Below are 26151 nucleotides of genomic sequence, written 5' to 3'. Positions count from 1 at the left end.
GACTGACTCCCTTCCTTGCTGCTGACAACCTCTAACGAGTCAAAGGTCTCCGACATTCCATCGTCGCTGCGATCTATCTGTCGCGTGGCGATTCAGGGCGGATTGTGTGTCGGGCAGAACTACGCGTTAAGAGCGTGTGCCTGAGATTCCATTGTATACGTGCCCGTCTGACGCCGGGCGAAGAGTTGCGGATGCACATCGAGCAGCACCCGGAGCGCGCCGACCCAGACCAGGGCCGAGCCGAGCAGGTGCAGCACCACGAGCCACTCGGGCAACCCGATCAATGCCTGCGTCACACCGAGCGCCGCCTGCAGCACCACCACCACCACGAAGGTCAGCGCCCGACGGCGGGCGATCTCGGCGCCCCGGATGCGCGACAGCGCCACCAGGAGCACGACGCCGAGACCGAGGGTCGCGAACCCGAGCACTCCGTGCACCACGGCGACATCGGCCCAGACGAACGCCATGCGGGGCACGTCGGCCGAGTCGCCCGCGTGTGGCCCGGAACCGGTCACGATGGTGCCCACCAGGATGAGCACGGCGGTCACGGCCACCAACGTCCACGCGAGCACCCCGATCCAGCGCGAGAAGACGACGTCGGCCGACTGGCTGCGGTGCGCCCGGTGCCAGGTGAGCGTGGTGGTGGTGAGCAGCGCAACGGCGAGCACGAAGTGCATGGCCACGATGTAGGGGTTGAGCTCGCTCAGCACGGTCACGCCGCCGGCCAGCGCGTTGATGACGACGAGCCAGAACTGCGACCAGGCCAGTCGCGTCATCGTGCGATCGCGCGGCGACTGCAGCCGTGCGGCGACGATGGCCCATCCGACGGCCGCGATCAGGACTCCGGTGAGCGCGCGGTTGGTGAACTCGATCACCCCGTGGATGCCGAGCTCGGGCGTCGTGGAGAGCGATCCGCTGTCGCAGGCGGGCCAGGTCGGGCAGCCCAGCCCCGAACCGGTGACGCGGACCACTCCGCCGGTGACGATGATGAGGATGCTCACCACGAGCGCGGCGGTGGTGCCCCAGCGCAGGGCGCGGGGCGTGAGGGTCCAGCGGTCGGCGGCCCAGCCGAGTGGCGTCTTCATCGCAGCGCTCAGAACGGCAGCAGCGGGTCGATGGCGACCGCGAGGAAGATCAGCGTCAGATACGTGATCGAGCCATGGAAGACGCGCATCGGCTTGATCGACAGATCGCGGATCGAACGGCTGTAGAGCCGGTGCGACTCGAAGAGGAACCAGGCGCCGGCGGCGACGGCGGTGACCGAGTACACCAGTCCCATGTGCCCCACCGGGATGAGCAGCAGCGAGCAGGCCACCATGGCCCACGCGTAGAGCACGATCTGGAGGCCCACCACCACGCGGCCGCGCACCACCGCGAGCATCGGCACGCCGGCCGTCTTGTAGTCGGTGCGGTACTTCATCGACAGCGGCCAGTAGTGCGGCGGCGTCCAGAGGAAGATGATGCCGAAGAGGATGAGCGCTTCCCACGAGAGCGAGTTGGTGACAGCGGCACAGCCGATGAGCACGGGCATGCAGCCCGCCGTGCCGCCCCAGACGATGTTCTGCGGCGTGCGGCGCTTCAGCACGAGCGTGTAGAGCAGCACGTAGATGAGGATCGCGAGGAGCGAGAGCGAAGCCGCGAGCAGGTTCGTGAACACTGCCAGCCAGACGATCGAGATGACCCCGATGGTCCAGGCGAACACGAGCGCCTCGCGGTCGGAGAGCACGCCGGTGACCAGCGGCCGCTTCGACGTGCGGTTCATCACCCGGTCGATGTCGCGGTCGAAATAGCAGTTGAAGGCGCCCGCGCTGCCGGCGGAGAGGGCGCCCCCGATGAGCGTGGCGAACACCAGCCAGAGGTCCGGGATGCCGTTCTGGGCCAGGATCATGACCGGGACGGTGGTGACCAGCAAGAGCTCGATGACCCGCGGTTTGGTGAGGGCGAAGTACGCCTTCACCTTCTCCATCGGGCTGATTCGCCGATGCTCTACCCGGCCGTCAACCGCTACGTCCATTACTCCTCATTACGTGCCCGTTGGTGAACCCCTGGCCAAGTCTATTCGATGGCGGGCGGCGGCCCCGCCCGCGCCCATATGATTGATGCGGACGATTCCTTAGACAGGGATCGCAATCGAGAAGGGTCATATACCTCGTGGCGACACTCCAATGGGAACCCATTGACGACAAAGCAGTGAAGACGGTCAAAGTCCTGGCGGCAGACGCCGTCGAGAAGGTGGGGAACGGCCACCCGGGCACGGCGATCAGCCTCGCTCCGGCCGCGTACCTGCTCTTCCAGAAGGTCATGCGCAAAGACCCCCGCGACCAGCACTGGCTGGGTCGCGACCGCTTCATCCTCTCCGTCGGTCACTCCTCGTTGACCCAGTACATCCAGCTCTACCTGGGCGGCTACGGCCTCGAGCTCGACGACCTGAAGGCGCTCCGCACCTGGGGCTCGCTCACCCCCGGTCACCCGGAGTACGGCCACACCGACGGCGTGGAGATCACCACCGGCCCGCTCGGCCAGGGCCTCTCCTCGGCGGTCGGCTTCGCCTACGCCCAGCGCTTCGAGCGCGGGCTGTTCGACCCGGAGGCGGAGCAGGGCACCAGCCCCTTCGACCACCACGTCTACTTCATCGCCGGCGACGGCGACCTCGAAGAAGGCATCACCAGCGAGGCGTCCTCGCTCGCCGGCCACCAGCAGCTCGGCAACCTCATCGGCATCTACGACTCCAACCAGATCTCGATCGAAGACGACACGAACATTGCCTTCACCGAAGACGTGAAGGCCCGCTACGAGGCCTACCACTGGCACGTGCAGGTCGTCGACTGGAAGAAGACGGGCGAGTACGTCGAAGACGTGCAGGCCCTGAACGATGCCATCGAGGCGGCCAAGGCCGAGACCTCGAAGCCGTCGCTGATCATCCTCAAGACGATCATCGGCTGGCCGAGCCCGAAGAAGCAGAACACCGGCAAGATCCACGGATCGGCGCTCGGCGCCGACGAGCTGAAGGGCCTCAAGGAGGTCCTCGGTTTCGACCCCGAGAAGACCTTCGAGGTCGACGCCGACGTGCTCGAGCACACCCGCGGCGCGATCGCCCGCGGCTCCGAGGAGCGCGCCGAGTGGCAGAAGGGCTTCGATGCCTGGGCCGAGGCGAACCCCGAGCGCAAGGCGCTGCTCGACCGCCTCGAGGCCGGCGAGCTGCCCGAGAACCTCGAGTCGGTGCTCCCGGTGTTCGAAGCCGGCAAGGATGTCTCCACCCGTGCCGCCTCGGGCAAGGTCATCAACGCCCTGGCTGAGGTCCTCCCCGAGTTCTGGGGCGGCTCCGCCGACCTCGCCGAGTCGAACAACACCACCATCGAGTCGGCGGCGTCGTTCGTGCCCGCGGTGCACTCCACCCACGAGTGGACCGGCAGCCCCTACGGCCGCGTGCTGCACTTCGGCATCCGCGAGCACGCGATGGGCGCCATCCTGAACGGCATCGTGCTGCATGGCAAGACCCGCCCGTTCGGCGGCACCTTCCTCATCTTCAGCGACTACATGCGCCCCGCGGTGCGTCTGGCCGCGCTGATGAAGGTCCCCTCGATCTTCGTCTGGACCCACGACTCCGTCGCACTCGGCGAAGACGGCCCGACGCACCAGCCGATCGAGCAGCTGACCGCGCTCCGCGCGATCCCGGGTCTCGACGTCGTGCGTCCCGCCGACGCCAACGAGGTGGGCCACGCGTGGCTCACCATCCTGGGCCGCCACCACAACCCGGCCGGCATCGCGCTGACCCGCCAGAACATCCCGGTGTTCGAGCGCGGCGACGGCGACGCCACGGGCGAGACCTTCGCCTCCGCGCGGAATGTTTCCAAGGGTGCGTACGTTCTTGCTGAGGCACCGAACGGCACGCCCGATGTCATCTTCATCGCCACCGGCTCCGAGGTGCAGCTCGCCGTGAACGCGCGAGCCATCCTGAAAGAAGAAGGCATCAATGCCCGCGTGGTCTCGGCACCGAGCCTCGAGTGGTTCGAGGAGCAGAGCGACGAGTACAAGGAGTCGGTGCTGCCGGCATCCGTGAAGGCTCGGGTCTCGATCGAGGCCGGCATCGGCCTCGGCTGGCGCGGTTACGTCGGCGACGCCGGCCGCAGCGTGTCGATCGAGCACTTCGGCGCATCCGCCGACTACAAGACCCTGTTCCGCGAGTTCGGCATCACCACCGAAGCCGCCGTCGAAGCAGCCAAGACGTCGCTGGCCGCCGTCAGTTCCCACTGACCCAGCGTCAGCATTCAAGGAGAAATGAAATGACAGAAGCAACACAGAAGCTTTCCGATGTCGGCGTGTCGATCTGGCTCGACGACCTGTCCCGCTCGCGCATCACGAGCGGTGGGCTGCAGAAGCTGATCGACGAGCAGAACGTCGTCGGCGTCACCACGAACCCCACGATCTTCGCGGGCGCTCTCGCCAAGGGTGAGTCGTATGCCGAGCAGGTCGCGGTGTTGGCCAAGGCCGGCACGGATGTGACCACCGCAGTGTTCGAGATCACCACGGATGACGTGGCCGCGGCATCCGACATCTTCAAGCCGGTCTATGACGCCACGAACGGCTTCGACGGCCGCGTCTCGATCGAGGTCGAGCCGGGGCTGGCGCACGACGCCGCCGCCACCATCGAGCAGGCCAAGGCGCTCTACGCCAAGGTGAATCGCGAGAACGTGCTGATCAAGATCCCCGCGACGGTCGAGGGCCTCGAGGCCATCACCGAGACCATCGCCGCCGGCATCTCGGTGAACGTCACGCTGATCTTCTCGCTCGAGCGCTACCGCGACGTCATCAACGCCTACCTCGCAGGCCTCGAGAAGGCGAAGGAGGCCGGCCACGACCTCTCGAAGATCCACTCCGTCGCCTCGTTCTTCGTGTCGCGCGTCGACACCGAGATCGACAAGCGCCTGGTGGCGATCGGCACCGACGAGGCCCTCGCCCTCAAGAGCAAGGCCGGTGTCGCGAACGCCCAGCTCGCCTACGAGGTCTACGAGCAGGCCTTCACCACCGAGCGCGCGAAGTTCCTCCTCGACGCCGGCGCGAACAAGCAGCGCCCGCTCTGGGCTTCGACCGGTGTGAAGGACCCGTCGGTTCCCGACACCACCTACGTTGTGGAGCTCGCCGCCCCCGAGGTCGTCAACACGATGCCCGAGAAGACGCTCGACGCGGTCTCCGACCACGGCGTGATCGAGGGCAACACGATCGCCGGCTCCTACGCCGCGGCGAACAAGGTGCTCGACGCCATCGGCGCTCTCGGCATCTCCTACGCCGAGGTCACGGAGCTTCTCGAGAAGGAGGGCGTGGAGAAGTTCATCGTCTCCTGGAACGAGCTCCTCGACACGGTCACCGCCGCACTGAACTCGGCCAAATGACCATCGCGATCCACTCCTCGGGGGACGCCAAGAAGGCGATCCAGACCGTCGTTCCGCAGCTGGTGAAAGACCTGGTCGCATCAGGCATCACCGCCCAGGACCCGGCGCTCTGGGGCCCCGCGGCCGAGGCCGAGGCCGCCAAGCGCCTCGGCTGGACCGAAGCGGTCTCGATCTCGCGGCCGCTGGTCGCCGAGGTCGAGGCCCTCCGGGCCCAGTTCCTCGAGCTGGGGATCGACCATTTCGTGCTGGCCGGCATGGGCGGCTCGTCGCTCGCGCCGGAGGTCATCACCCGTACGCTGGGCGTCGAGCTGACCATCCTCGACTCGACCGACCCGGGCCAGATCCGTTCGGCACTCGCCGACCGCCTGGAGACGACGGTGCTCATCGCGTCGTCGAAGTCGGGCGGCACTCTCGAGACCGACAGCCAGCGCCGCGCCTACGAGAAAGCGTTCCGCGCGGCTGACATCGACCCGACCGAGCGCATCGTGATCGTCACCGATCCCGGTTCGCCGTTGCAGGCACTGGCCACGGATGCCGGCTACCGCACCTTCCTGGCCGATCCGAACGTCGGCGGCCGCTATTCGGCGCTCACCGCGTTCGGTCTCGTGCCCTCGGGTCTGGCCGGGGCGAACGTCGGGGAACTGCTCGACGAGGCCGACGCGATCTCGCTGAACCTCGCCGAGGACGGCGACGAGAACTTCGGCCTCATCCTCGGCGCCGCCATCGCCGGCACGCAGCCGCTGCGCACCAAGCTGGGGATCGTCGCCGACGGCACCCACGTTGTCGGTTTCGGCGACTGGGTCGAGCAGCTGATCGCCGAGTCGACCGGAAAAGACGGCAAGGGCCTGCTCCCGGTGGTGCTCGACGTGAACTCCCCCGAGCTCGCGGAGAATCTGCCCGACCTGCAGGTCGTGCGCCTCGTCCGCGATGCGCACGAGTTCCACCTTCGCGAGAAGCACCCGGGTGAGGTACTGCTGAGCGGATCGCTCGGCGCCCTGTTCCTCACCTGGGAGTACGCCGCGGCGGTGGCCGGGCGGTTGCTCGGCATCGACCCCTTCGACCAGCCCGACGTCGAATCCGCCAAGGAGGCCGCCCGCGGTCTGCTCGACGACCGTCCCGAGCCGACCGCCCCGGCGTTCGTCGACGGCGGCGTCGAGGTGCGCGGCACGCTGGATTCCCTCACCGCCCCGGGCACGGTCGCCGGGGCCGTCGACGCGCTGCTCGCGCAGCTCCCGTCCGACGGCTACCTGGCGATCACCGCCTACGTCGATCGCGTCGCGCTCGCCCAGCTCGCCGAGCTCCGCGACCTGCTCGCGGCCCGCTCCGGGCGCCCCGTGACCTTCGGATGGGGGCCCCGGTTCCTGCATTCCACCGGTCAGTACCACAAGGGCGGCCCGGCCGTCGGTGTGTTCCTGCAGATCACGGCGGACACCACCGACGACCTCGACATCCCCGATCGTCCGTTCACATTCGGACAGCTCATCCAAGCGCAGGCCGCCGGCGACGCCGGTGTGCTGGCGCAACACGGTCGTCCGGTGCTCCGCCTGAACCTGACCGACGCGTCCGCCGACGTGCCGGCCCTCGTCGCCGCGCTGCGCTGAACCGCACCACGCCAGATACAAGGAGTTCAATGCCTCCCGTTGAGATAACGCCGGAGTACAACCCGCTCAGGTTGCCGACGGATCGCCGACTGAACCGCATCGCCGGGCCCTCAGGCCTCGTGATCTTCGGTGTCACCGGCGACCTGTCGCGCAAGAAGCTGATGCCGGCGGTCTACGACCTCGCCAGCCGGGGGCTGCTGCCGCCCGGATTCTCCCTCATCGGGTTCGCCCGGCGCGATTGGGAAGACCAGGACTTCGAGCGGGTCGTGCACGACTCCGTGAAGGAGCACTCCCGCACTCCCTTCGATGAAGACGTCTGGCGTCAGCTCTCCGAGGGCATCCGCTTCGTGTCGGGCGAATTCGACGACGACCAGGCCTTCGAGCAGCTGAAGACCACGATCGACGAACTCGACCGCGACCGCGGAACGATGGGCAACTACGCGTTCTACCTCTCCATCCCGCCGAAGGCGTTCCCGCTCGTCACCGAGCAACTGCGCCGTTCGGGCCTGGCCGACCAGCGCGAAGACCGTTGGCGCCGGGTCGTCATCGAGAAGCCGTTCGGCAGCGACCTGAAGACAGCCATCGAGCTCAACGAGGTCGTGGAATCGGTGTTCCCGCCCGACTCGGTGTTCCGCATCGACCACTATCTCGGCAAGGAGACGGTTCAGAACATCCTGGCCCTCCGCTTCGCGAACCAGCTGTACGAACCCATCTGGAACGCCAACTACGTCGACCACGTGCAGATCACGATGGCCGAAGACATCGGCGTGGGCGGTCGCGCCGGTTACTACGACGGGATCGGCGCCGCTCGCGACGTCATCCAGAACCACCTGCTCCAGCTCATGGCGCTCACCGCCATGGAGGAGCCGATCTCCTTCGACGCCGCGGATCTGCGTGCCGAGAAGGAGAAGGTGCTCGCTGCGGTGAAGCTGCCCGACGACCTCAGCACCGTCACGGCACGGGGTCAGTACTCCGGCGGTTGGCAGGGCGGCGAGAAGGTGCTCGGCTTCCTCGAGGAAGACGGGATGAACCCCCAGTCGACCACGGAGACCTACGCCGCCGTGCGGCTCGACATCGGCACCCGGCGCTGGTCGGGCGTTCCGTTCTACCTGCGCGCGGGCAAGCGCCTCGGCCGGCGGGTGACGGAGATCGCGGTGGTGTTCAAGCGCGCCCCGCAGTATCTCTTCGCCGAGAGCCAGACCTCCGAACTCGGCCAGAACGCCCTTGTCATCCGCGTTCAGCCCGACGAGGGTGTCACGATCCGCTTCGGCTCGAAGGTGCCCGGCGCCGGCGTGCAGGTGCGCGACGTGACCATGGACTTCGGTTACGGCCACGCCTTCACCGAAGCCAGCCCCGAGGCCTACGAGCGCCTCATCCTCGACGTGCTGCTCGGCGATCCGCCGCTGTTCCCACGTCAGAAGGAGGTCGAGCTCTCCTGGATGATCCTCGACCCCATCGAGGAGTACTGGACCACGCAGGGCCAGCCTGAGCAGTACCGCCCCGGAACCTGGGGTCCGGCTTCGGCCGATGAACTGCTGGCCCGCGACGGAAGAACTTGGAGACGTCCGTGATCGTCGATCTGCCTGACACCACTACGAGCAAGATCTCGAAGTCGCTCGTCAAGATCCGAGAGGAGGGCGGCGCGGTCGCACTGGGCCGCGTGCTCACCCTCGTGATCGTGACCTCGCTCGGCGAGGAAGAGGACGCCATCGAGGCGGCGAACGACGCCTCGCGCGAGCATCCGATGCGCGTCATCGTGGTCTCCACCGACCATGAGAACGACGGCATGAACACCGGTCGCGGTGCGCGACTGGATGCCCAGATCCGGGTCGGCGGCGACGCCGGCGCGAGCGAGGTCATCGTGCTGCGCGCCTACGGAGCCGCGGCGAGCGACCAGGAGGGGCTCGTGACGGGTCTTCTCCTCTCCGACGCACCGGTGGTCGTCTGGTGGCCGGGTGCGGCACCCGAGAACGTCTCCACCTCGGACCTCGGCCGGATCGCCACACGGCGCATCACCGACTCGTCGAACCAGGCGAACCCGTACGAGGCGCTGCTCAGCCGTTCGAAGACCTATGCACCCGGCGACACCGACTTCGCCTGGACCAGGCTGACCCTGTGGCGGGCACAGCTCGCCGCGGTGCTCGACCAGCCGCCGTACGAGCCGGTCACCGCCGTCGAGGTCTCGGGCGCATCCGATTCCCCGTCGACGATGCTGCTGGCCGCCTGGCTCCGCCACCAGTTGAAGGTGTCGGTGAAGTACGGCCTCGCACCGCGGGCGAACGGCTCCAGCGGCATCCACGGCGTCATCCTCTCGCGGGATGCCGGGCCGATCGAGCTCGTGCGGGAAGTGCCCAACGTGGCACGGCTCAGCCAGCCGAACCAGCCCACGCACGACCTCTCGCTCCCCCGCCGCAACCTGCGGGATTGCCTGGCCGAGGAGCTGCGGCGACTCGACCCGGATGACCTGTATGGTGAAGTCATCTCCCAAGGACTGGTCGAGTTGCTCGAGAAGAACGACGGCAGCGCGCGCGACGCGGTCTGATCTTAAGGTGTGGCCCTATGACAACTGATCGCCGTGTACTCGTCCACCCCGACAAGGAGTCGCTCGCCGGCTCCGTGGCCGCCCGGTTCATCACGAAGGTGATCGACATCCTCGACGAGTTCGACGATGCGACCGTGGTGCTCACCGGCGGCACCATGGGGAGCGCAGTGCTCGCGGCGATCCGTTCGTCGGCGGCGGCGGACACCATCGACTGGTCGCGCATCAACTTCTGGTGGGGCGACGAGCGGTTCGTGCCGAAGGGCGACCCCGACCGCAACGACCTCCAGGCGCGGGAGGCGCTGCTCGATCACATCCCGATCGATGAGTCGCGGGTGCACGCCTTCCCGGCCTCCGACGAGGTCGCCGATCTCGACGAAGCGGCCCGCGTGTATGCGCGCGAGCTCGCCGCCGCTGCGCCCGAGGGAGCCGCCTACCCGCGGTTCGACATCATGTTCCTCGGCGTGGGGCCCGACGGCCACATCGCGTCGCTCTTTCCCGGCCACGACGAGATCCGCATCACGGATGCGACGGTCGTGCCGGTGCGCAACTCCCCCAAACCGCCACCCGAGCGTCTCAGCCTGACCCTTCCGGTCATCCAGTCGGCCGACCGCATCTGGATGGTGCTGGCCGGCGCCGACAAGGCTTCGGCCATCGGTCTGGCCCTCGCGGGCGCGAGCACCGACGAGGTGCCCGTGGCAGGTGCCCAGGGCCGCAAGCGCACGGTCTTCTTCGTCGACCGTGAGGCGGCCGCCGAGGTGCCGGAGTCCCTGATCGCGCCGTCTTATTAGCTGCCACATGTGAGCGCGCGGTCAGAGGGCGCTGGTTCCAACCGCCCGCATGGGTCGGTACGTGATCGCAGGCTGCGGGCCGCGCTCGACGACCCAGGGTGAGCGCGCGGCCGCCTTGCGACCGCACGCGAACATGTCGCCTCGCGCCGCAGAAGCGGCGGCGCGAGCAGTGAGGGCCCGCCCAGCCAGAGGCCGGGCGAGCCCGGGAAATGTGGCGGAGCGGAACCCACAAACACTGAAAGGGAGGCTCCCACGTCGTTGTGAGGGCTCCCTTTCAGGGTTCAGAGACGAACTGACGTTCTCGGGTCAGGAGGCGGTGCCTCGGCGGGCGCGGAGCTGCTGCAGCGCGTCTTCGAGGAGTTGCTCCGCCTCTTTCTCGGTGCGGCGCTCCTTCACGTAGGCGAGGTGGGTCTTGTAGGGTTCGAGCTTCGCCACCGACGGCGGGTTCTCCTTGTCGCGACCGGCCGGCAGCCCCGAGGTGGGGCAGTCGATGGTCTCGGGGATCTCCTCGTCGGGCAGGTTCGCCGCGAAGTACCGCACGGTCTCGTTGCCCAGCGCATCCCAGTACGAGACCTGGATGCGTTCCGCGTGGAAACCACGGTCTTGTTCGCCCATGGGCCCCGCGCCGACGCGGGATCCACGGATCGCGCTTCCTCCTGATGCCATGCTGTTGCCCCCTAAAGGCTGGTGTCGAACTTGGTGATCAGGCCGAGCACGACGATGCTGCCGACCCAGACCAACCCGAGGATGACGGTGATGCGGTTGAGGTTGCGCTCAGCCACGCCCGACGCACCGAGGTTCGAGGTGACGCCGCCGCCGAACATGTCGGACAGTCCGCCACCGCGCCCCTTGTGCAGGAGGATGAGAAGGGTCAAGAGCAGGCTCGTGATGCCGAGCACCACCTGGAGGATGACCTGAAGGATTTGCACTGCTTGCTTGCCTTTCACATACGGGAGAGCCGGGTCGCTCCCCCGAAGACCACAGGTTAGTATAACCCGGAGGTCACACGCCGACGTGCTTCTGATACCGCACGATGGCCGCAAACTCCGCAATGTCGAGACTCGCGCCGCCGACGAGAGCACCGTCGACGTTGGGCTCGCGCATGAAGCCGGCGATGTTGCCCGACTTCACCGAACCGCCGTAGAGGATGCGCGTCGCGGCGGCCGCGTCGGCGCTGAGGCTCTCGGCCACGACGGCCCGCAGGGCCGCCCCGACGGTCTCCGCCTGCTCGGGGGTCGCGGCCTGGCCGGAGCCGATGGCCCAGACGGGCTCGTAGGCCACGACGACATCAGCATCGGCCTTGAGGCCGTCGAGGGCCACCTTCAGCTGGGCGACCGGCACGGCGCTCTGCCCGTGCTTCTCCAGGTCTTCGGCGGTCTCGCCGACGCAGATCACGGGCACGAGACCGTGCTTGATCGCTGCTTTGACCTTCGCCGCGACGTCGTCGTCGGTCTCGCCGTGCAGCGTGCGCCGCTCGGAGTGGCCGATGATGACGTACTTGGCGTCGAGCTGGGCCAGGAACTGGCCCGAGATCTCACCGGTGTAGGCGCCCGAGTCGTGCGCCGAGACATCCTGCGCGCCGTACGCGATCTCGAGCTTGTCGGCCGACACGAGCGTCTGCACCGAGCGCAGATCGGTGAAGGGCGGGAAGATGGCGACCTCGACCGTGCTGAAGTCGTGCTTCGCATCGTTCAACGACCAGGCGAGCTTCTGCACGAAGGCGATGGCCTGCAGGTGGTCGAGATTCATCTTCCAGTTGCCCGCGATCAGGGGCGTGCGCTTCAGGACCATCCGAGGACCTCCAGGCCGGGGAGACGCTTGCCCTCGAGGAACTCGAGACTGGCACCGCCTCCGGTTGAGATGTGACCGAACTGGTCGTCGGAGAAACCGAGCGCGCGCACGGCGGCTGCGGAGTCTCCCCCGCCGACGACGCCGAGGCCGTCGACTTCGGTGAGGGCCGCTGCGACGGCCCGGGTGCCCTCGGCGAACGGGGCGAGCTCGAACACGCCCATCGGGCCGTTCCAGAACACGGTGTTCGAGGCCACGATGATCTCGGCGAACGCCTTGGCGGTCTCGGGGCCGATGTCGAGCCCCAGACCGGATGCGCCGAACGGAGTCTCTTCGATGGCGTCGGCCGCCGTGATCACGACATCGGCATCCGCCCCGAACTTCGAGGCCACCACGACGTCGGTGGGCAGCACGATGGTGACACCCAGCTCGTCGGCTTTCTTCAGGTAGCCGCGCACCGTGTCGAGCTGGTCCTCTTCGAGGAGGCTGGAACCGACCGCGTGACCTTGCGCCTTGAGGAAGGTGAAGAGCATTCCGCCACCGATGAGCAACGTGTCCACCCGCGGGAGCAGGTGACCGATCACGCCGAGCTTGTCGGAGACCTTCGAACCGCCGAGCACCACCGTATAGGGGCGCTCGGGGTTCTCGGTGAGCTTGTCGAGCACCTCGAGCTCGGTCTGGATGAGCAGACCCGCCGCACTCGGCAGCAGTTCGGCGAGGTCGTAGACGCTCGCCTGCTTGCGGTGCACCACGCCGAAGCCGTCGGAGACGAAGGCGTCTCCGAACGCGGCCAGGCGCTCCGCGAACCCGCGACGCTCCGCCTCGTCCTTGCTCGTCTCGCCCGGGTTGAAACGGAGGTTCTCGAGCAAGGCGACGTCGCCGTCTTCCAGGCCGCCGACCGCATCCTGAGCGGCTTGGCCCACCGTGTCGTGCGCGAACACGACCGGCTTGCCGAGCAGTTCGCTGAGGCGCTGCGCCACGGGCTCCAAGGTGTACTTGGTGTCGGGGGCGCCGTCGGGGCGGCCGAGGTGGCTGATCACGACCACCCGGGCGCCCTGGTTGATGAGGGCGTTCAGGGTGGGCAGGCTCGCGCGCACGCGCCCATCGTCGGTGATGACCCCGTCCTTCACAGGAACGTTGAGGTCACACCGGACGATGACGCGTTTGCCCGCGAGCGAACCGAGAGAGTCGAGAGTGCGGAGCGTCACGGGTGTTTACAGCCGGTCGGCGACGTACTCGGTGATGTCGACGAGACGGTTGGAGTAGCCCCACTCGTTGTCGTACCACGACGCGACCTTGACCTGGTTGCCGATGACCTTGGTGAGGCCGGCGTCGAAGATCGAGGAGTGCGGGTCGGAGACGATGTCGCTCGACACGATCGGGTCTTCGGTGTAGCTCAGGATGCCCTTGAGCGAGTCGTTCGCGGCGTTCTTGTACGCCTCGTTGATCTGCTCGACCGTGGCCGGGGTGCTGAGCTCGACCGTGAGGTCGGTGATCGAACCGGTCGGAACCGGAACGCGCAGCGCGTAGCCGTCGAGCTTGCCGACGAGCTCGGGGATGACGAGACCGAGCGCCTTGGCGGCACCCGTCGACGTCGGGATGATGTTGACCGCGGCGGCGCGGGCACGGCGGAGGTCGCTGTGCGGGCCGTCCTGCAGGTTCTGGTCGGCGGTGTAGGCGTGCACCGTGGTCATCAGGCCGCGCTCGATGCCGAAGTTGTCGAGCAGCACCTTGGCGAGCGGCGCGAGGCAGTTCGTGGTGCAGGAGGCGTTGGAGATGATGTCGTGCACGGCGGGGTCGTAGGTACCCTCGTTGACGCCGAGCACCAGAGTCGCGACATCCGAACCGGTCGCCGGCGCGGAGACGATGACCTTCTTGGCGCCGGCGGTGATGTGCTGACGCGCGTCGTCGCTCTTGGTGAAGCGGCCGGTCGACTCGATGACGATGTCGACGCCCAGCTCGCCCCAGGGCAGGTCGGCGGGGTTGCGCTCGGCCAGCACGATGATCGGCTTGCCGTTGACGACGATCTTGTCGCCGTCGAGCTCCACCTTGGCGTCGAGACGGCCGGTGATCGAGTCGTACTTGAGCAGGTGGGCGAGGGCCTTGTTGTCGGTGAGGTCGTTGACCGCGACGATCTCGAGGTCACTTCCCTTGGCGAGGGCGGCGCGGAAGAAGTTACGACCGATGCGGCCGAAGCCGTTGATGCCGATCTTTACAGACACGAATTGCTCCTGTTGCTGGGGCCCGGGAGGGCAGGGTGGTGGGTAGCGATGGAGAGGACGCCGGGGCGGTCAATGACGCGCCCCGGCGGAAACCTGCGTCGCTACGACAGTACCAGCAGGCCGGAGGTCTTCTCGCGGGCCGCCGCCAGGCGCTCCGCGACGTTCGCCCAGCTGGCGATGTTCCAGACAGCCTTGATGTAGTCGGCACGCACGTTGAGGTAGTCGAGGTAGTAGGCGTGCTCCCAGACGTCGAGCATGAACAGCGGCACGACGCCGAACGGGATGTTGCCCTGCTGGTCGAAGAGCTGGAACACGGTGATGTTGCCACCGATCACGTCGTAGCCGAGCACCGCCCAGCCGGAACCCTGCACACCCAGCGCGACGGCGGTGAAGTGGGCCTGGAACTTCTCGAAGGAGCCGAACGCGTCGTCGATCGCCGCCGCCAGTTCGCCCTCGGGGGTCTGTGTGTCGGGGGTGAGGTTGGTCCAGAAGATCGAGTGGTTGACGTGGCCACCGAGGTTGAACGCCAGGTCTTTCTCGAGTTTGTTCACGTTGGCGAGGTCGCCGGCCTCACGGGCCGCGGCGAGGGCGCCGAGCGCGGTGTTCGCACCCGCGACGTAGGTGGCGTGATGCTTGTCGTGGTGCAGCTGCATGATCTTGCCACTGATGTGCGGCTCGAGCGCCGCGTAGTCGTACGGCAGTTCCGGCAGAGTGTACTCAGCCATTGTGATGATCTCCTCGTGATAGAGGCCGCCGACCCGTTGAGCGGCGGCTGTGAGTGACCTCTTCAGTCTATTGCGTTCCGCTGGACGGCTGCCCGCGCATGACACCGGATGGCAGCGCAGCGGCGAGCTCGGAACGACCGCGTACACCCAGCTTCGAGTACACCCGCTGCAGGTGCGTCTCGACGGTACGCACCGAGAGCACCAGCGTCTCGGCGATCTCACGATTGCTCGAGCCGGCGACGGCCAGCGCCGCGATCTCCTGCTCCCGCTGCGAGAGCAGCGTGCTGCTGTGGGAGGGCAGCAGCGGTGCGGTGGAGACCCCGCAGATCGCGAGCTGCTGGTCGGCGCACCGCGCCGAGGCTGCGGCGTGGCGATCATGCCCTGATCGCCCGTGCAGCAGCGCAGCCCGCGAGAAGGCTTCGGCGGCGTTCAGATGGAAGCTCGCGGTCACATAGGCTGCGCCCACCGCGTCGAATTCGTCGGCCATCCCCTGCGGCACGTCGCCCTTCCCGGCCCCGGCCTCGTACGCCTCGAACGATGCGAGCACCCGCGCGTGCTGGATCAAGGTCGTGCCGTTCAGACCCTGAACGACGCCCGCCCGTTCGTCGAGCCGCGACAGCACCCGGCGGGCAGCACCGGCGCGCGCCGCTTCGACGAGGGGAACGACCGCGATCAGTTCGTGCCCGAGCACGTCGAACGCGTCCGCAGCCCGGAGGAAGCTCTCGACGGCGGCGTCGAGGCGCCCGGATGCCGCGTGGATCCAGCCGGAGGCCTGATGCGCGGTCGCCGCGAACGCGAACTGATCGTCCGGTGCGTCCAAGGCCGGCGCCAACGTCGCCGACGCCTCCTCCACCGCACCGAGTTGGGCCAGCGCGATCGCGGCCTCCGCGCGCGACAGGTGGCCGGTGCGGTGCATGCCGAACCGGTCCATCATCGTCGCCGCCGTCACCAGCACGCGAGACGCGTCGGCCAGTCGGCCGGAGTAGAGCAGGAGATGGCCCGAGAGCCAGGTGGCCACCGCCTGGTCGACGGCTTGCCCTTCTGCCGCTGCCTGATCGGCCAGCGCGAGAGCGGCGTCGATGCTCTCGCCCAGGCGGCCGTCGAGACTCTCCGTGAACAGTCGACGGAGTTCCAGACCGCGCGAGCCGCCGTTCACGCCCGCGAAGATCGCCTCGCTCGCGTTCAGATGCTCATGGGCGACGGTCAACTCCCCCTTCAGCGCCGCGAGCACGGCCTCCTGAAGATGCCACTCGCCCCCGAGCAGCTCGTGCAGGCGCTCGGGCACCGGCGGCTCCCCGTCGGGCACCGGCTCGAGATTGGCGCGGGTCGAGTCCACCCGGAGAACCGAGGAGAGATCGAGCCGCTGAGCATCGACCTGGGCGCCGGACGGAAGATCCCAGCCGAAAGCCGGCTCACCGAGCTGGTCGCGCACGTCGCCGGTCAGCCTCGTGAGCGTCTCGATCCGGTCGGGCCGGCCCCGCGCCTTCTCCTCGAGTGCACTCAGCCGAGCCAGGGCGGCTCGAGCCTGACCCAGTCTCGACTCCGCTGCGGCGAGCACCAGCTGGGTGTCGAAATCCCCGCCGTGCCGTGCCGCGGCGGACGCGAGTTGGAACGAGAGCTCGAACCGGGATGCCTGCAAGGCGGCCACCGCCGCCCGGGTCAAGACCGCCGGATCGACGGGGCGGCCGAGCGGAGTGGCGTACTTGGCCAGAGCGGCCAATTCGCCGCCCCCGAGCGCCGCGGGTTCGAATTCGCCAAGCAGGTCGACCAACGCGGTCGTCAGCCGCTGCCGGCGCAGCACTCCCATCGTCTGGGGCAGCACGAGTTCGACGACGGCATCGCGGATGCGCAGCCGCAACTCACCGGGTGTGCCCAGCACGTCGATCACTCCGTCGCTCTCGAGACGCTCGAGCTGAGCCACGACGTCATCGCGCGACGCTTCGCGCGAGGCCACGCCGACACAGTTGTCCAACCGCAACTCCGGCGCGAGTCCGAGGATGTCCAGCACCAGGGCGGTCTCCGGCGTCATCGAGGGCGGGGGCATCAGCCGGGCGTGCACCAGTCGGCGCACACCGTCGCTCGGCCGGAGCGGAGTCGTCAGCCGCCAACTCCCGCCGCTCTCGACGAGCGCACCCGATGCGCGCGCGGCGAGCACCGATTCCCGCAGCACGACGAGGTCCCCGCCGGCGCGTCGGGGCACGAACGCCGGCACGGAATCCGGATGCAGCGGCGCGCCGAGGGCCTCTTCCACCATCCGCAGCATCTCAGCGGCCGAGAGCGGAGGAAGCTCGATCCGCTGGGCGAGGCCGTCGCGGCACAGTCTCTCGAGGTCAGCTGGAAGGTGATGGCCGGCCAGCGACGTCGCCAGAGGAAGCACCTTGCCCGCCGCGACCGCCCGGGCGAGTCGATCCGCCTGTGCGTCATCGAGACGCTGCACGTCGTCGCCGACCCACAGGCGTTCACGCGTCTCAGCGCTCACCGTGGCGAGCACCTGCTGCACGAACCGGGTGCGGCCCGAACCGGTGTCTCCGACGACGAAGACACCGACACCCTGTGACAGCGCCTCGCGCACCGTGATCACCGCGGCCGATCGGGCCGACGGCGGCCCGGGCAGCATCAGATCGCCTCGCCGATGTCGGGCGCGCCAGCCACGTCGCTCACTCCTCCACGGGTCAGTCGTCGAGATCGGGCGGCAGATTGGCCTCCGTGCCCGGGATGCCGAGATCGGAGGCCTGTTTGTCGGCCATCGCGAGCAGGCGACGGATGCGGCCCGCGATCGCATCCTTGGTCATCGGCGGATCGGCGTGATGTCCGAGTTCGTCGAGACTGGAGTCGCGGTGCGCCAGGCGCAGCTCGCCGGCGTATTTCAGGTGCTCCGGGATGTCGTCGCCGAGGATCTCCATGGCCCGCTCCACCCGCGCGCACGCGGCCACCGCGGCCTGCGCCGAACGCCGGAGATTCGCGTCGTCGAAGTTCACCAGGCGGTTCGCGGTGGCCCGCACCTCACGGCGCTGGCGCATCTCCTCCCACTTCGTGACCGTGTTGGCGGCGCCCATGACAGCCAGCATCGCGGCGATCGCCTCGCCGTCGCGGATGACGACACGGTGCACTCCGCGCACCTCACGCGCCTTGGTGGAGACACCGAGCCGGGAGGCCGCCCCGACGAGCGCCATGGCGGCCTCGTTGCCGGGGCAGGTGACCTCGAGGGCGGCCGACCGGCCGGGGTCGGTGAGCGATCCGGCGGCGAGGAACGCCCCGCGCCAGACGGCCGCGAGATCGTCGCGCCCACCGGTGGTGAGTCGGTTCGGGAGGCCGCGGATGGGGCGCCGGCGCGCATCCAGGAGCCCCGTCTGGCGGGCCAGCGTCTCTCCCCCGTCGAGCACGCGCACGAGGTAGGTGCCCTCGCGGCGCACGCCGGAGGGGGCGATCATCGACACGTCGCCCTTCACTCCGTAGAGTTCGGCGAGATCGCGGAGCACGCGCTTCACGATGTCGGGGGTGTCGAGCTCGGCCTCGATCGCGATCCGCGACGAGATGAGGTGCAGCCCTCCTGCGAAGCGCAGCACGGTCGCGAGCTCGGCGGCGCGCACGGTCGTCTTGCTGACCGCGACGCGGGCCAGTTCGTCTTTGACGTCGGCGGTGAGTGCCAAGATGCAAACCTTCTTCTGTTAGCGGGCGTTCATTCACGTTCTGTTCATCCGGAGCGGGGAACACGAATCCCCGGTCCGGATGTCGCCGTCACTCGCGACCGAGGTCGCGGTGCTTGACGTTGACGACCACGCCCGGGTATTTGGCGATCTGGTCGGCGAGTTCACGCGCGACGGCGACGGAGCGGTGCTTGCCGCCCGTGCATCCGATCGCGATCGTCGCGTGTCTCTTGTTCTCTCGCTGATACCCCGCGAGAACGGGTTCGAGTGCTTTGGCGTAGGCGTCGACGAACTCGCGCGCTCCGGGCTGCCCGAGCACGTAGTCGGCGACGTCGGCGTCGAGGCCGGTGTGGGCGCGCAACTCCGGCACCCAGAACGGGTTGGGCAGGAACCGCGCGTCGGCGATGCCGTCGGCATCCGTCGGCGCGCCGTACTTGAAACCGAAGCTCATCACGGTCACCTGCACGCCGGCCGTGTCGGCGGTGGAGAACCGCTCCTGCACCACGGTGGCCAGCTGGTGGATGTTGAGATCGGATGTGTCGATCACGATGTCGCTCGACTCGCGGATGGGGCTGAGCCTGGAGCGCTCCGCACCGATCCCGTCGAGCAGTGTTCCGTTGCCTTGCAGCGGATGCGGGCGCCGCACCTGCTCGAAGCGGCGCACCAGCGCCTGATCGGTGGCTTCGAGGAAGACCACGCGCAGCTGGATGCCGCCGCGGAGGGCCTGGATGATCTCCTGCAGATCGGAGAAGAAGTCTCGGCCGCGCACATCCACCACCGCGGCGATGCGCGGGAGCGTCGAACCGGCGTGTTCGGCCAGATCGACCAGGGGCCGCAGCATCTGAGGCGGGAGGTTGTCGACCACGTACCAGCCGAGGTCTTCCAGCGCGTTGGCGACGGTGGAACGACCCGCGCCGGACATGCCCGTGACGATCAGCACTTCCTGCTGCTGGGGTGGTTCCGGGGTCATCGTGCGCTTTCGCTTCGAAGGTGATCGTGGGGTCTGGGCCGTGCGTCTAGCCTATCGACAGGAGTCGGTCACCGGGACAGAGTGGAGCGGATGCTCTCGGCCAGCAGGGGCCCGATCCCCTTCACCTCGGCGATGGCCGCGGCATCCGCCTTCTTCAGCTCGCTCACCGACCCGAAGTGCTTCAGCAACTCGCGCACCCGCGACGGCCCGAGGCCCGGAACGTCGCTCAGCACGCTCGAGATGTCGCGCTTGCGCCGGGCCCGCTGGTGCGTGATGGCGAAACGGTGCGCCTCGTCGCGGATGCGCTGGATCATGAACAGGGCCTCACTGCCGCGCGGGAGGATGACCGGGTAGTCGGTGTCGGGCAGCCAGACCTCTTCGAGGCGCTTCGCGATGCCGGCCAGGAAGATGCCCTGCACCCCCGACTCCTCGAGGGCACGAGCAGCCGCGTTCACCTGGGGCTGGCCGCCGTCGACGATGAGCAGGTTCGGCGGGTAGGCGAACTTCTTGCGTCGCTCCTGCACCACCGACTCCTCTGCCGCACTCTCGGCGGGGCCTTCGCCCTCGGTGAAGGTCTGGTCGGGTCGGGTCGACGCCTCCTCGGCGGGCTGGTCTTTCAGGTAGGCCAGTCGCCGGGTGATCACCTGGTAGATCGATTCGGTGTCGTCGGTGGAGTCGGCGATCGAGAAACGGCGGTACTGGTCTTTGCGCGCCAGCCCGTCTTCGAACACCACCATCGAGGCGACGATGTTGGTGCCGGCCAGGTGCGAGACGTCGTAGCACTCCATCCGGAGCGGCGCATCGGTCATCCCGAGCGCCTCCTGGATGTCGGTGAGGGCCTGCGACCGCGCCACGAAATCGGAGGATCGCCGCGTCTTGTAGAGCATCAGATTGTTCTTGGCGTTCATCGACGCCGTGGTCATCAGGGCGGCCTTCTCGCCGCGCTGGGCCGTGTGCAGCTTGACCTTGCCCTTGGCCCGCCGCTCCCCCAGCCAGGTCTCGAGCTCGGCCGTGTCGTCGGGCAGCGCCGGCACGATGATCTCGCGCGGCGGCTCCTGGTCGCCCTCGTAGGCCTGCTGCAGGATCGAGTCGACCAGCTCGGCCGTGTCGACGTCGATCTCCTTGTCGACGGTCCACGACCGCTCACCGCGGATGCGCCCCCCGCGCACGATGAACTGCTGCACGCTGGCGGCCAGCTCGTCGTGCTCGACGCCGAAGACGTCGGCGTCGACGCCGTCGCGCAGCACCACCGCACTCTTCGCGAGCACCGCCTCGAGGGCCTGCAACTGGTCGCGGTACTTCGCGGCCGCCTCGTAGTCCAGGCGCTCGGAGGCCTTCTTCATGTTCTTGCGCGCCGCCGAGACGAAGCGGGTGTCGCCGCCGGCCATGAACGCCACGAAGTCGTCGACGATCTTCCGGTGCTCCTCGATCGTGACCTTGCCCGAGCACGGCCCGCCGCAACGGCCGATCTGCCCGGGGAAACAGGGTCGCCCCGTCTGCATCGCGTGCTTGTAGCTCGAGTCGGAACAGGTGCGGATGGGGAAGGCCTTGATCATCAGGTCGATGGTGTCCTTCACCGCCCAGATCTTCGGGTACGGCCCGAAATAGCGGGCGCCCTTGATCTTGTGGTTGCGCGTCACCATCACCCGCGGCGCCTCGTCGCCGAGCGTCACCGCCATGAAGGGGTAGGTCTTGTCGTCGCGGAACTTGACGTTGAAGGGCGGGTCGAACTCCTTGATCCAGGTGTATTCGAGTTGCAGTGACTCGACATCCGTCGCCACCACCGTCCACTCGACACCCGCGGCGCTCGTGACCATGCGCCGGGTGCGCTCGTGCAGGCTCCGCAGGGGCGCGAAGTAGTTGCTGAGCCGGGCCCGGAGGTTCTTCGCCTTGCCGACGTAGAGCACACGACCGGATGCGTCTTTGAAGCGGTAGACGCCCGGTTGCGTGGGGATCTCCCCGGCCTTCGGGCGATAAGAGACGGTGTCTGCCATGGTTGTTTCAATTCTCGCATCCGGCACCGACATCGGGCGCGTCTACGATCGGTGAGGAGTGCGCGGTGAGCGGACAGGAAGCAGGTTCGTGATGGGTGTCAAACGTCGACCGCCTCGGCGACCCGTACGTCAGGGGGCCGGCCCGACGTCGGCGACCGCGACGAAGGCCCTCTTGATCGGTTTCGAGCGCTGGTATGCGCGGCACCTGATCGTCGACAGCGAAGGCCACTTGAGCGCCGACGACGCCGTCGCCCTGCTCGGCGAACTGTTCGACCGGAGCCGGGGCGCGCTGCACGCGCCGCTCGCCCCCGTGCTGGAAGATCTGCTCGCCGGGATCGACGACGACCCGGAGCGATCCGCCGACCTGCCCGAGGTCATCCAGACGCTCGAGCACTATCTCGACTTCGTGGTGGAGACGGGCACGTGGCTGGGCACCGACGAGGAGATCGACGAGAGCGCCGAGCTCCTCGAGGTGGCGTTCGAGTTGAGCACGGAACTGCTCGGTTTCCTCCTGGATTCGCTCGACGATGTCGAAGCCGTTCCGGCCGGCCGAGCGCGCCGCGCCTTCGAAGGCCTGCCGGCCACCATCCGTACCCCGGCCGAGCTGGTCCAGCGCCTTCGAGGCGTTCTGGGGGCTGTGCCCGGCGACCCGGTCGACCGCGTGTCGGGTGACGTCGAGCCCGCCGTTCCGGCAGCCTTGGCGGTCGAGCGCGTCATGGGGCTGCTCTGCGTGGCCGCCGATCCAGGCCTCCTGCCGGAGAGGTCGGAGGAACGCATCCGTGCGATGCTCGACACCGCCGCCGGTGTGACCGTCGAGGAGGCGCGCGCCGCCGACCCTGACACGGCACGGATGCTGGCGCTCCTCGAGCACGATGGACTGCTCCGGCTCACCGAAGCCTCCGGGGTCGCCCGTTACGAGACGCCGGCCGATCTGCGGCCCGCCCTCGCCGACGCGGTGGTCGAGATCGCGGAAGAGTTGGGACTCCTCGACGACGACCCGCTCAACCCGCACCACGCAGGAACGGCGCTCCAGGTGAAGGTCGCGGTGATCGGGTCTCGGCCCGCCCAGTGGCGGCGGCTGCTGCTGGCCTCCGGCTCCGATCTCGGGGAACTGCATCTGGCCTCCCAACTGAGTCTGGACTGGCCGAACGACGAACCCCACGCGTTCACCGTGGCGGCCGAGCCCGGCGTGGTGATCACCGCGGTCGACCGGATCGGCGACGACGGGCCGGCCGGCGGCGTCGGATCGGCCGACGACTCCGACGACAGCACCATCGACGAGAACGAGGTGCAGCTCGGCGAATTGCTCATCGACGTCGGAGACGAGATCTCCTACCGCTACGGTGCCGACGATCCGCGCCGGCTGGTGATCCGTCTGGAACGGGTCGCGGAGTCCGACGCGCGACCGCTCCCCCGCTGTGTCGGGGCGTCGGCCGACGTCGCCGAAGCCGACCGGCTGCTCGCGCCGCTCCGCCTGCGCTGACAGGCGGGCGCGCCGACGCGCAGCTCGGCTGCTCAGCGCACCTCACGAGCTCCTCAGCGCTTGCCGGGAGCGGCGAGGACCTCCTTGAGGAACCGTCCGGTGTGGCTCGCTTCGACCTTGGCGACCTTCTCCGGCGTACCGGTGGCGATGACCGTGCCGCCACCCGATCCGCCCTCAGGGCCGAGGTCGATCAGCCAGTCGGCCGACTTGATCACGTCGAGGTTGTGCTCGATCACGATCACCGTGTTTCCCTTGTCGACCAGGCTGTTCAGCACCAGCAGGAGCTTGCGCACGTCTTCGAAGTGCAGACCCGTGGTCGGCTCGTCGAGAACGTAGACGCTCCGGCCGTTCGACCGTCGCTGCAGCTCGGTGGCGAGCTTGACGCGCTGCGCCTCGCCGCCCGACAGCGTGGTGGCGCTCTGGCCGAGACGCACGTAGCCGAGGCCCACCTCGACCAGTGTTTTCAAGAACCGGTGGATGGCCGAGATCGGCTCGAAGAACTCGGCCGCCTCGGAGATCGGCATGTCGAGCACTTCGGCGATGTTCTTGCCCTTGTAGTGCACGGCCAGGGTGTCGCGGTTGTAGCGCGCACCACCGCAGACCTCACACGCGACGTAGACGTCGGGCAGGAAGTTCATCTCGATCTTGATCGTGCCGTCACCCGAGCAGGCCTCGCAGCGGCCTCCCTTGACGTTGAACGAGAACCGGCCGGGCAGGTAGCCCCGGGCCTTCGCCTCGGCGGTCTCCGAGAAGAGCGTACGGATGCGGTCGAAGACCCCCGTGTAGGTCGCCGGGTTCGAGCGCGGGGTACGGCCGATCGGCGCCTGGTCGACGTGCACCACCTTGTCGAGGTTGTCGAGTCCGAGCACGCGCTTGTGCTTGCCCGGGAGTTTGCGCGCCCCGTTCAGCTGGTTGGCCATCACGCGATAGAGGATGTCGTTGACAAGACTCGACTTGCCCGAGCCGCTGACACCGGTGACCGCCGTCATGACGCCGAGCGGGAAGTCGGCGGTGACCTTCTTGAGGTTGTTGGCCTCGGCGTCGACCACGGAGATCATGCGCTTGCGATCGATCGGGCGACGCTTCTTCGGCACCTCGATCGACTTGCGGCCGGAGAGATAGTCGCCGGTGAGCGAACGGGTGTTGGCGAGCAGCTCGTCGTAGTGCCCGGAGTGCACCACGGTGCCGCCGTTCACCCCGGCACCGGGGCCGATGTCGACGATCCAGTCCGCCGTGCGGATGGTGTCTTCGTCGTGCTCCACCACGATCAGCGTGTTGCCGAGACTCTTCAGCTTCACCAGGGTCTCGATCAGACGCCGGTTGTCGCGCTGGTGCAGACCGATCGACGGCTCGTCGAGCACGTAGAGCACCCCGGTGAGGCCCGATCCGATCTGCGTCGCGAGACGGATGCGCTGAGCCTCGCCACCCGAGAGCGAACCGGCCGCACGGGCCAGACTGAGGTAGTTGAGGCCCACCTCGATGAGGAAGTCGAGGCGCGCCTTGATCTCACGCAGCACCTGGGCGGCGATCATGGCCTCGCGGTCGGTGAGCGTGAGCTCGCCCATGAACTCCTGGGCGTCGATGAGGCTGAGCTCCGCGACATCCGCGATGCTTCGCTCGTTCACCGTGACCGCGAGCACTTCGGGCTTCAGGCGCTTGCCGTCGCAGACCGGGCAGGGCACCTCGCGGAGGTATTCACCCCACCGCGCGCGCTGCGAGTCGGAGTCGGCCTGGATGAACTGGCGCTCGATGTAGGGCATGACGCCCTCGAAGCCCGAGGTGTAGCTCATCTCCCGGCCGTAGCGGTTCTTCCACTTGACCTTGACCTCGAAGTTGTTGCCGCGCAGGATCGCCTCCTGCACATCGGGCTTCAACTTCTTCCACGGTGTGTTCAACGAGAAGTCGAGATCGCGGGCGAGGCCCTCGAGCAGCTTCTCGTAGTACTGGAACAGGCCCTTGCCCTGCGTGGTCCACGGGATGATGACGCCGTCGTTGATGCTGAGGTCTTCGTCTCCGAGCAGGAGGTCTTGATCGACCGACATCCGGGTGCCGAGGCCGGAGCACTCCGGGCAGGCGCCGAACGGGGCGTTGAACGAGAAGGTGCGCGGCTCGATCTCGGTGAGCTGGATGGGGTGCTGATTGGGGCAGGAGAGCTTCTCGGAGAAGGTCTGCCAGGCCTCGGGGCCGTTCTCGTCGACATAGTTGATCTGCACCAGCCCATCGGTGAGGCGCAGGGCTGTCTCGAGCGAGTCGGTGAGCCGGCCGAGGATCTCAGGGCCGGCCACCAGACGGTCGACCACCACCGAGATGTCGTGCTTGAACTGCTTCTTGAGCTTCGGCGGCTCGGTGAGCTGGATGAGATCGCCGTCGACGATCGCCCGCGAGTATCCGCTCGCGGAGAGCTCCTTGAAGAGGTCGACGAACTCGCCCTTCTTCTGCGAGACGACCGGGCTGAGGATCTGATACCGCACACCGGGTTCGAGCTCCATCAGCTGATCGGCGATCTGCTGCACGGTCTGAGCCGAGATGACCTCGCCGCAGACCGGACAGTGCGCGATGCCGATGCGTGCCCAGAGCAGACGCATGTAGTCGTAGATCTCGGTGATGGTGCCCACCGTCGATCGCGGGTTGCGGTTCGTCGACTTCTGATCGATCGACACCGCCGGGCTCAAGCCCTCGATGAAGTCGACGTCGGGACGATCGACCTGGCCGAGGAACTGCCGGGCATAGGCGCTCAGCGACTCGACGTAGCGGCGCTGCCCCTCGGCGAAGATCGTGTCGAAGGCGAGGCTCGACTTGCCCGAGCCGGAGAGACCGGTGAACACCACGAGCGAGTCGCGCGGGATCTCGATGTCGACATCGCGCAGGTTGTGCACCCGGGCGCCGTGGACGCTCAGCTTTCCGCTGGAACCATGGCGGAACTCGACCGGCTCGACCGGGATCGGGACGGGACGAGGGCCCAGGGAATCAACGGAATCTACGCTCGAAATCGACACCCCGA

20 protein-coding genes are annotated in these 26151 nt (G+C 68.0%); 7 read left to right on the top strand and 13 right to left on the bottom strand.

The genetic code is table 11. The features are described 5' to 3' along the window. Positions 1-119 precede the first annotated feature (119 nt). Positions 120-1085, bottom strand: coding sequence for a COX15/CtaA family protein (locus BLW00_RS09790; RefSeq protein WP_092553008.1), 966 nt, complete (start codon positions 1083-1085; stop codon positions 120-122). A gap of 8 nt (positions 1086-1093) precedes the next feature. Then, on the bottom strand, positions 1094-2014 hold the full coding sequence (locus BLW00_RS09785; protein ID WP_092553005.1) for a heme o synthase: 921 nt from the start codon (positions 2012-2014) through the stop codon (positions 1094-1096). Positions 2015-2151: 137 nt separating this feature from the next. Between BLW00_RS09785 and tkt the strand changes: the two genes are divergently transcribed. Genes tkt through pgl form a run of 6 tightly spaced genes read left to right on the top strand, consistent with a single transcriptional unit; the run spans position 2152 to position 10321 of the window. Beyond that, positions 2152-4254, top strand: a complete 2103-nt coding sequence (tkt, locus tag BLW00_RS09780; protein ID WP_092553002.1) for a transketolase — start codon at positions 2152-2154, stop codon at positions 4252-4254. A 29-nt stretch (positions 4255-4283) separates the two neighbouring features. Next, positions 4284-5390 (top strand): transaldolase, encoded by a 1107-nt coding sequence (gene tal / locus BLW00_RS09775; protein ID WP_092552999.1) that lies wholly within the window; start codon positions 4284-4286, stop codon positions 5388-5390. Further along, the gene (locus tag BLW00_RS09770) at positions 5387-6991 is read left to right on the top strand and encodes a glucose-6-phosphate isomerase (protein ID WP_092552996.1); all 1605 of its coding nucleotides are present in this window, start codon (positions 5387-5389) and stop codon (positions 6989-6991) included. The genes tal and BLW00_RS09770 overlap by 4 nt, the downstream gene beginning before the upstream one ends. 29 nt (positions 6992-7020) lie before the next feature. Then, positions 7021-8562 (top strand): glucose-6-phosphate dehydrogenase, encoded by a 1542-nt coding sequence (gene zwf, locus BLW00_RS09765; RefSeq protein WP_092552993.1) that lies wholly within the window; start codon positions 7021-7023, stop codon positions 8560-8562. Beyond that, positions 8559-9533: a glucose-6-phosphate dehydrogenase assembly protein OpcA gene (locus BLW00_RS09760; protein ID WP_092552990.1), complete on the top strand. Its 975-nt coding sequence runs from the start codon at positions 8559-8561 to the stop codon at positions 9531-9533. Before zwf ends, BLW00_RS09760 begins: the two co-directional genes overlap by 4 nt. 17 nt (positions 9534-9550) lie before the next feature. Then, positions 9551-10321, top strand: a complete 771-nt coding sequence (gene pgl / locus BLW00_RS09755) for a 6-phosphogluconolactonase (RefSeq protein WP_092552987.1) — start codon at positions 9551-9553, stop codon at positions 10319-10321. 306 nt (positions 10322-10627) lie between these two features. Here the strand turns inward: pgl and BLW00_RS09750 are convergent, their stop codons facing one another. The 10 genes from BLW00_RS09750 to uvrC all read right to left on the bottom strand — a co-directional run bounded on the left by BLW00_RS09750 (position 10628) and on the right by uvrC (position 21667). Further along, positions 10628-10987, bottom strand: a complete 360-nt coding sequence (locus BLW00_RS09750) for an RNA polymerase-binding protein RbpA (RefSeq protein WP_092552984.1) — start codon at positions 10985-10987, stop codon at positions 10628-10630. An 11-nt stretch (positions 10988-10998) separates the two neighbouring features. Next, positions 10999-11250 carry a preprotein translocase subunit SecG gene (gene secG, locus BLW00_RS09745; RefSeq protein WP_022894976.1) on the bottom strand — a complete coding sequence of 84 codons (252 nt, stop codon included), beginning with the start codon at positions 11248-11250 and terminating at the stop codon, positions 10999-11001. A 73-nt stretch (positions 11251-11323) separates the two neighbouring features. Then, complete coding sequence (tpiA, locus tag BLW00_RS09740; protein WP_092552981.1) at positions 11324-12112, bottom strand: triose-phosphate isomerase; 789 nt, start codon at positions 12110-12112, stop codon at positions 11324-11326. After that, on the bottom strand, positions 12103-13317 hold the full coding sequence (locus BLW00_RS09735; protein ID WP_092552978.1) for a phosphoglycerate kinase: 1215 nt from the start codon (positions 13315-13317) through the stop codon (positions 12103-12105). Before BLW00_RS09735 ends, tpiA begins: the two co-directional genes overlap by 10 nt. Positions 13318-13323: 6 nt before the next feature. Beyond that, the gene (gene gap / locus BLW00_RS09730; protein ID WP_092552975.1) at positions 13324-14331 is read right to left on the bottom strand and encodes a type I glyceraldehyde-3-phosphate dehydrogenase; all 1008 of its coding nucleotides are present in this window, start codon (positions 14329-14331) and stop codon (positions 13324-13326) included. 101 nt (positions 14332-14432) lie between these two features. Then, positions 14433-15056, bottom strand: coding sequence for a superoxide dismutase (locus BLW00_RS09725; protein WP_092552972.1), 624 nt, complete (start codon positions 15054-15056; stop codon positions 14433-14435). Between the two features lie 67 nt (positions 15057-15123). Further along, complete coding sequence (locus tag BLW00_RS09720; protein WP_175494213.1) at positions 15124-17673, bottom strand: helix-turn-helix transcriptional regulator; 2550 nt, start codon at positions 17671-17673, stop codon at positions 15124-15126. 55 nt (positions 17674-17728) lie between these two features. Further along, positions 17729-18706, bottom strand: coding sequence for a DNA-binding protein WhiA (gene whiA, locus BLW00_RS09715; protein WP_092552965.1), 978 nt, complete (start codon positions 18704-18706; stop codon positions 17729-17731). A gap of 88 nt (positions 18707-18794) precedes the next feature. Then, entirely contained in the window at positions 18795-19673 is an 879-nt protein-coding gene (rapZ, locus tag BLW00_RS09710; protein WP_092552962.1) for an RNase adapter RapZ, read from the bottom strand. A 68-nt stretch (positions 19674-19741) separates the two neighbouring features. Beyond that, positions 19742-21667: an excinuclease ABC subunit UvrC gene (gene uvrC / locus BLW00_RS09705; protein WP_092552959.1), complete on the bottom strand. Its 1926-nt coding sequence runs from the start codon at positions 21665-21667 to the stop codon at positions 19742-19744. A gap of 172 nt (positions 21668-21839) precedes the next feature. Between uvrC and BLW00_RS09700 the strand changes: the two genes are divergently transcribed. Continuing rightward, positions 21840-23150, top strand: coding sequence for an IS1096 element passenger TnpR family protein (locus BLW00_RS09700; protein ID WP_092552956.1), 1311 nt, complete (start codon positions 21840-21842; stop codon positions 23148-23150). A 53-nt stretch (positions 23151-23203) separates the two neighbouring features. Here the strand turns inward: BLW00_RS09700 and uvrA are convergent, their stop codons facing one another. Next, on the bottom strand, positions 23204-26092 hold the full coding sequence (gene uvrA / locus BLW00_RS09695) for an excinuclease ABC subunit UvrA (RefSeq protein WP_092554630.1): 2889 nt from the start codon (positions 26090-26092) through the stop codon (positions 23204-23206). Between the last annotated feature and the right edge of the window lie 59 nt (positions 26093-26151).

The sequence above is a fragment of the Herbiconiux ginsengi genome, from assembly GCF_900107435.1.
Lineage (GTDB): Bacteria > Actinomycetota > Actinomycetes > Actinomycetales > Microbacteriaceae > Herbiconiux > Herbiconiux ginsengi.
This window is presented reverse-complemented; position numbering and strand designations above follow the sequence as displayed.

Coding starts and splice junctions, on each gene's coding strand:
- BLW00_RS09790 (WP_092553008.1), bottom strand. CDS start 1,085: ATGAAGACGCCACTCGGCTGGGCCGCCGACCGCTGGACCCTCACGCCC.
- BLW00_RS09785 (WP_092553005.1), bottom strand. CDS start 2,014: ATGGACGTAGCGGTTGACGGCCGGGTAGAGCATCGGCGAATCAGCCCG.
- tal (WP_092552999.1), top strand. CDS start 4,284: ATGACAGAAGCAACACAGAAGCTTTCCGATGTCGGCGTGTCGATCTGG.
- BLW00_RS09770 (WP_092552996.1), top strand. CDS start 5,387: ATGACCATCGCGATCCACTCCTCGGGGGACGCCAAGAAGGCGATCCAG.
- zwf (WP_092552993.1), top strand. CDS start 7,021: ATGCCTCCCGTTGAGATAACGCCGGAGTACAACCCGCTCAGGTTGCCG.
- pgl (WP_092552987.1), top strand. CDS start 9,551: ATGACAACTGATCGCCGTGTACTCGTCCACCCCGACAAGGAGTCGCTC.
- BLW00_RS09750 (WP_092552984.1), bottom strand. CDS start 10,987: ATGGCATCAGGAGGAAGCGCGATCCGTGGATCCCGCGTCGGCGCGGGG.
- tpiA (WP_092552981.1), bottom strand. CDS start 12,112: ATGGTCCTGAAGCGCACGCCCCTGATCGCGGGCAACTGGAAGATGAAT.
- BLW00_RS09725 (WP_092552972.1), bottom strand. CDS start 15,056: ATGGCTGAGTACACTCTGCCGGAACTGCCGTACGACTACGCGGCGCTC.
- BLW00_RS09720 (WP_175494213.1), bottom strand. CDS start 17,673: ATGCTGCCCGGGCCGCCGTCGGCCCGATCGGCCGCGGTGATCACGGTG.
- rapZ (WP_092552962.1), bottom strand. CDS start 19,673: ATGACCCCGGAACCACCCCAGCAGCAGGAAGTGCTGATCGTCACGGGC.
- uvrC (WP_092552959.1), bottom strand. CDS start 21,667: ATGGCAGACACCGTCTCTTATCGCCCGAAGGCCGGGGAGATCCCCACG.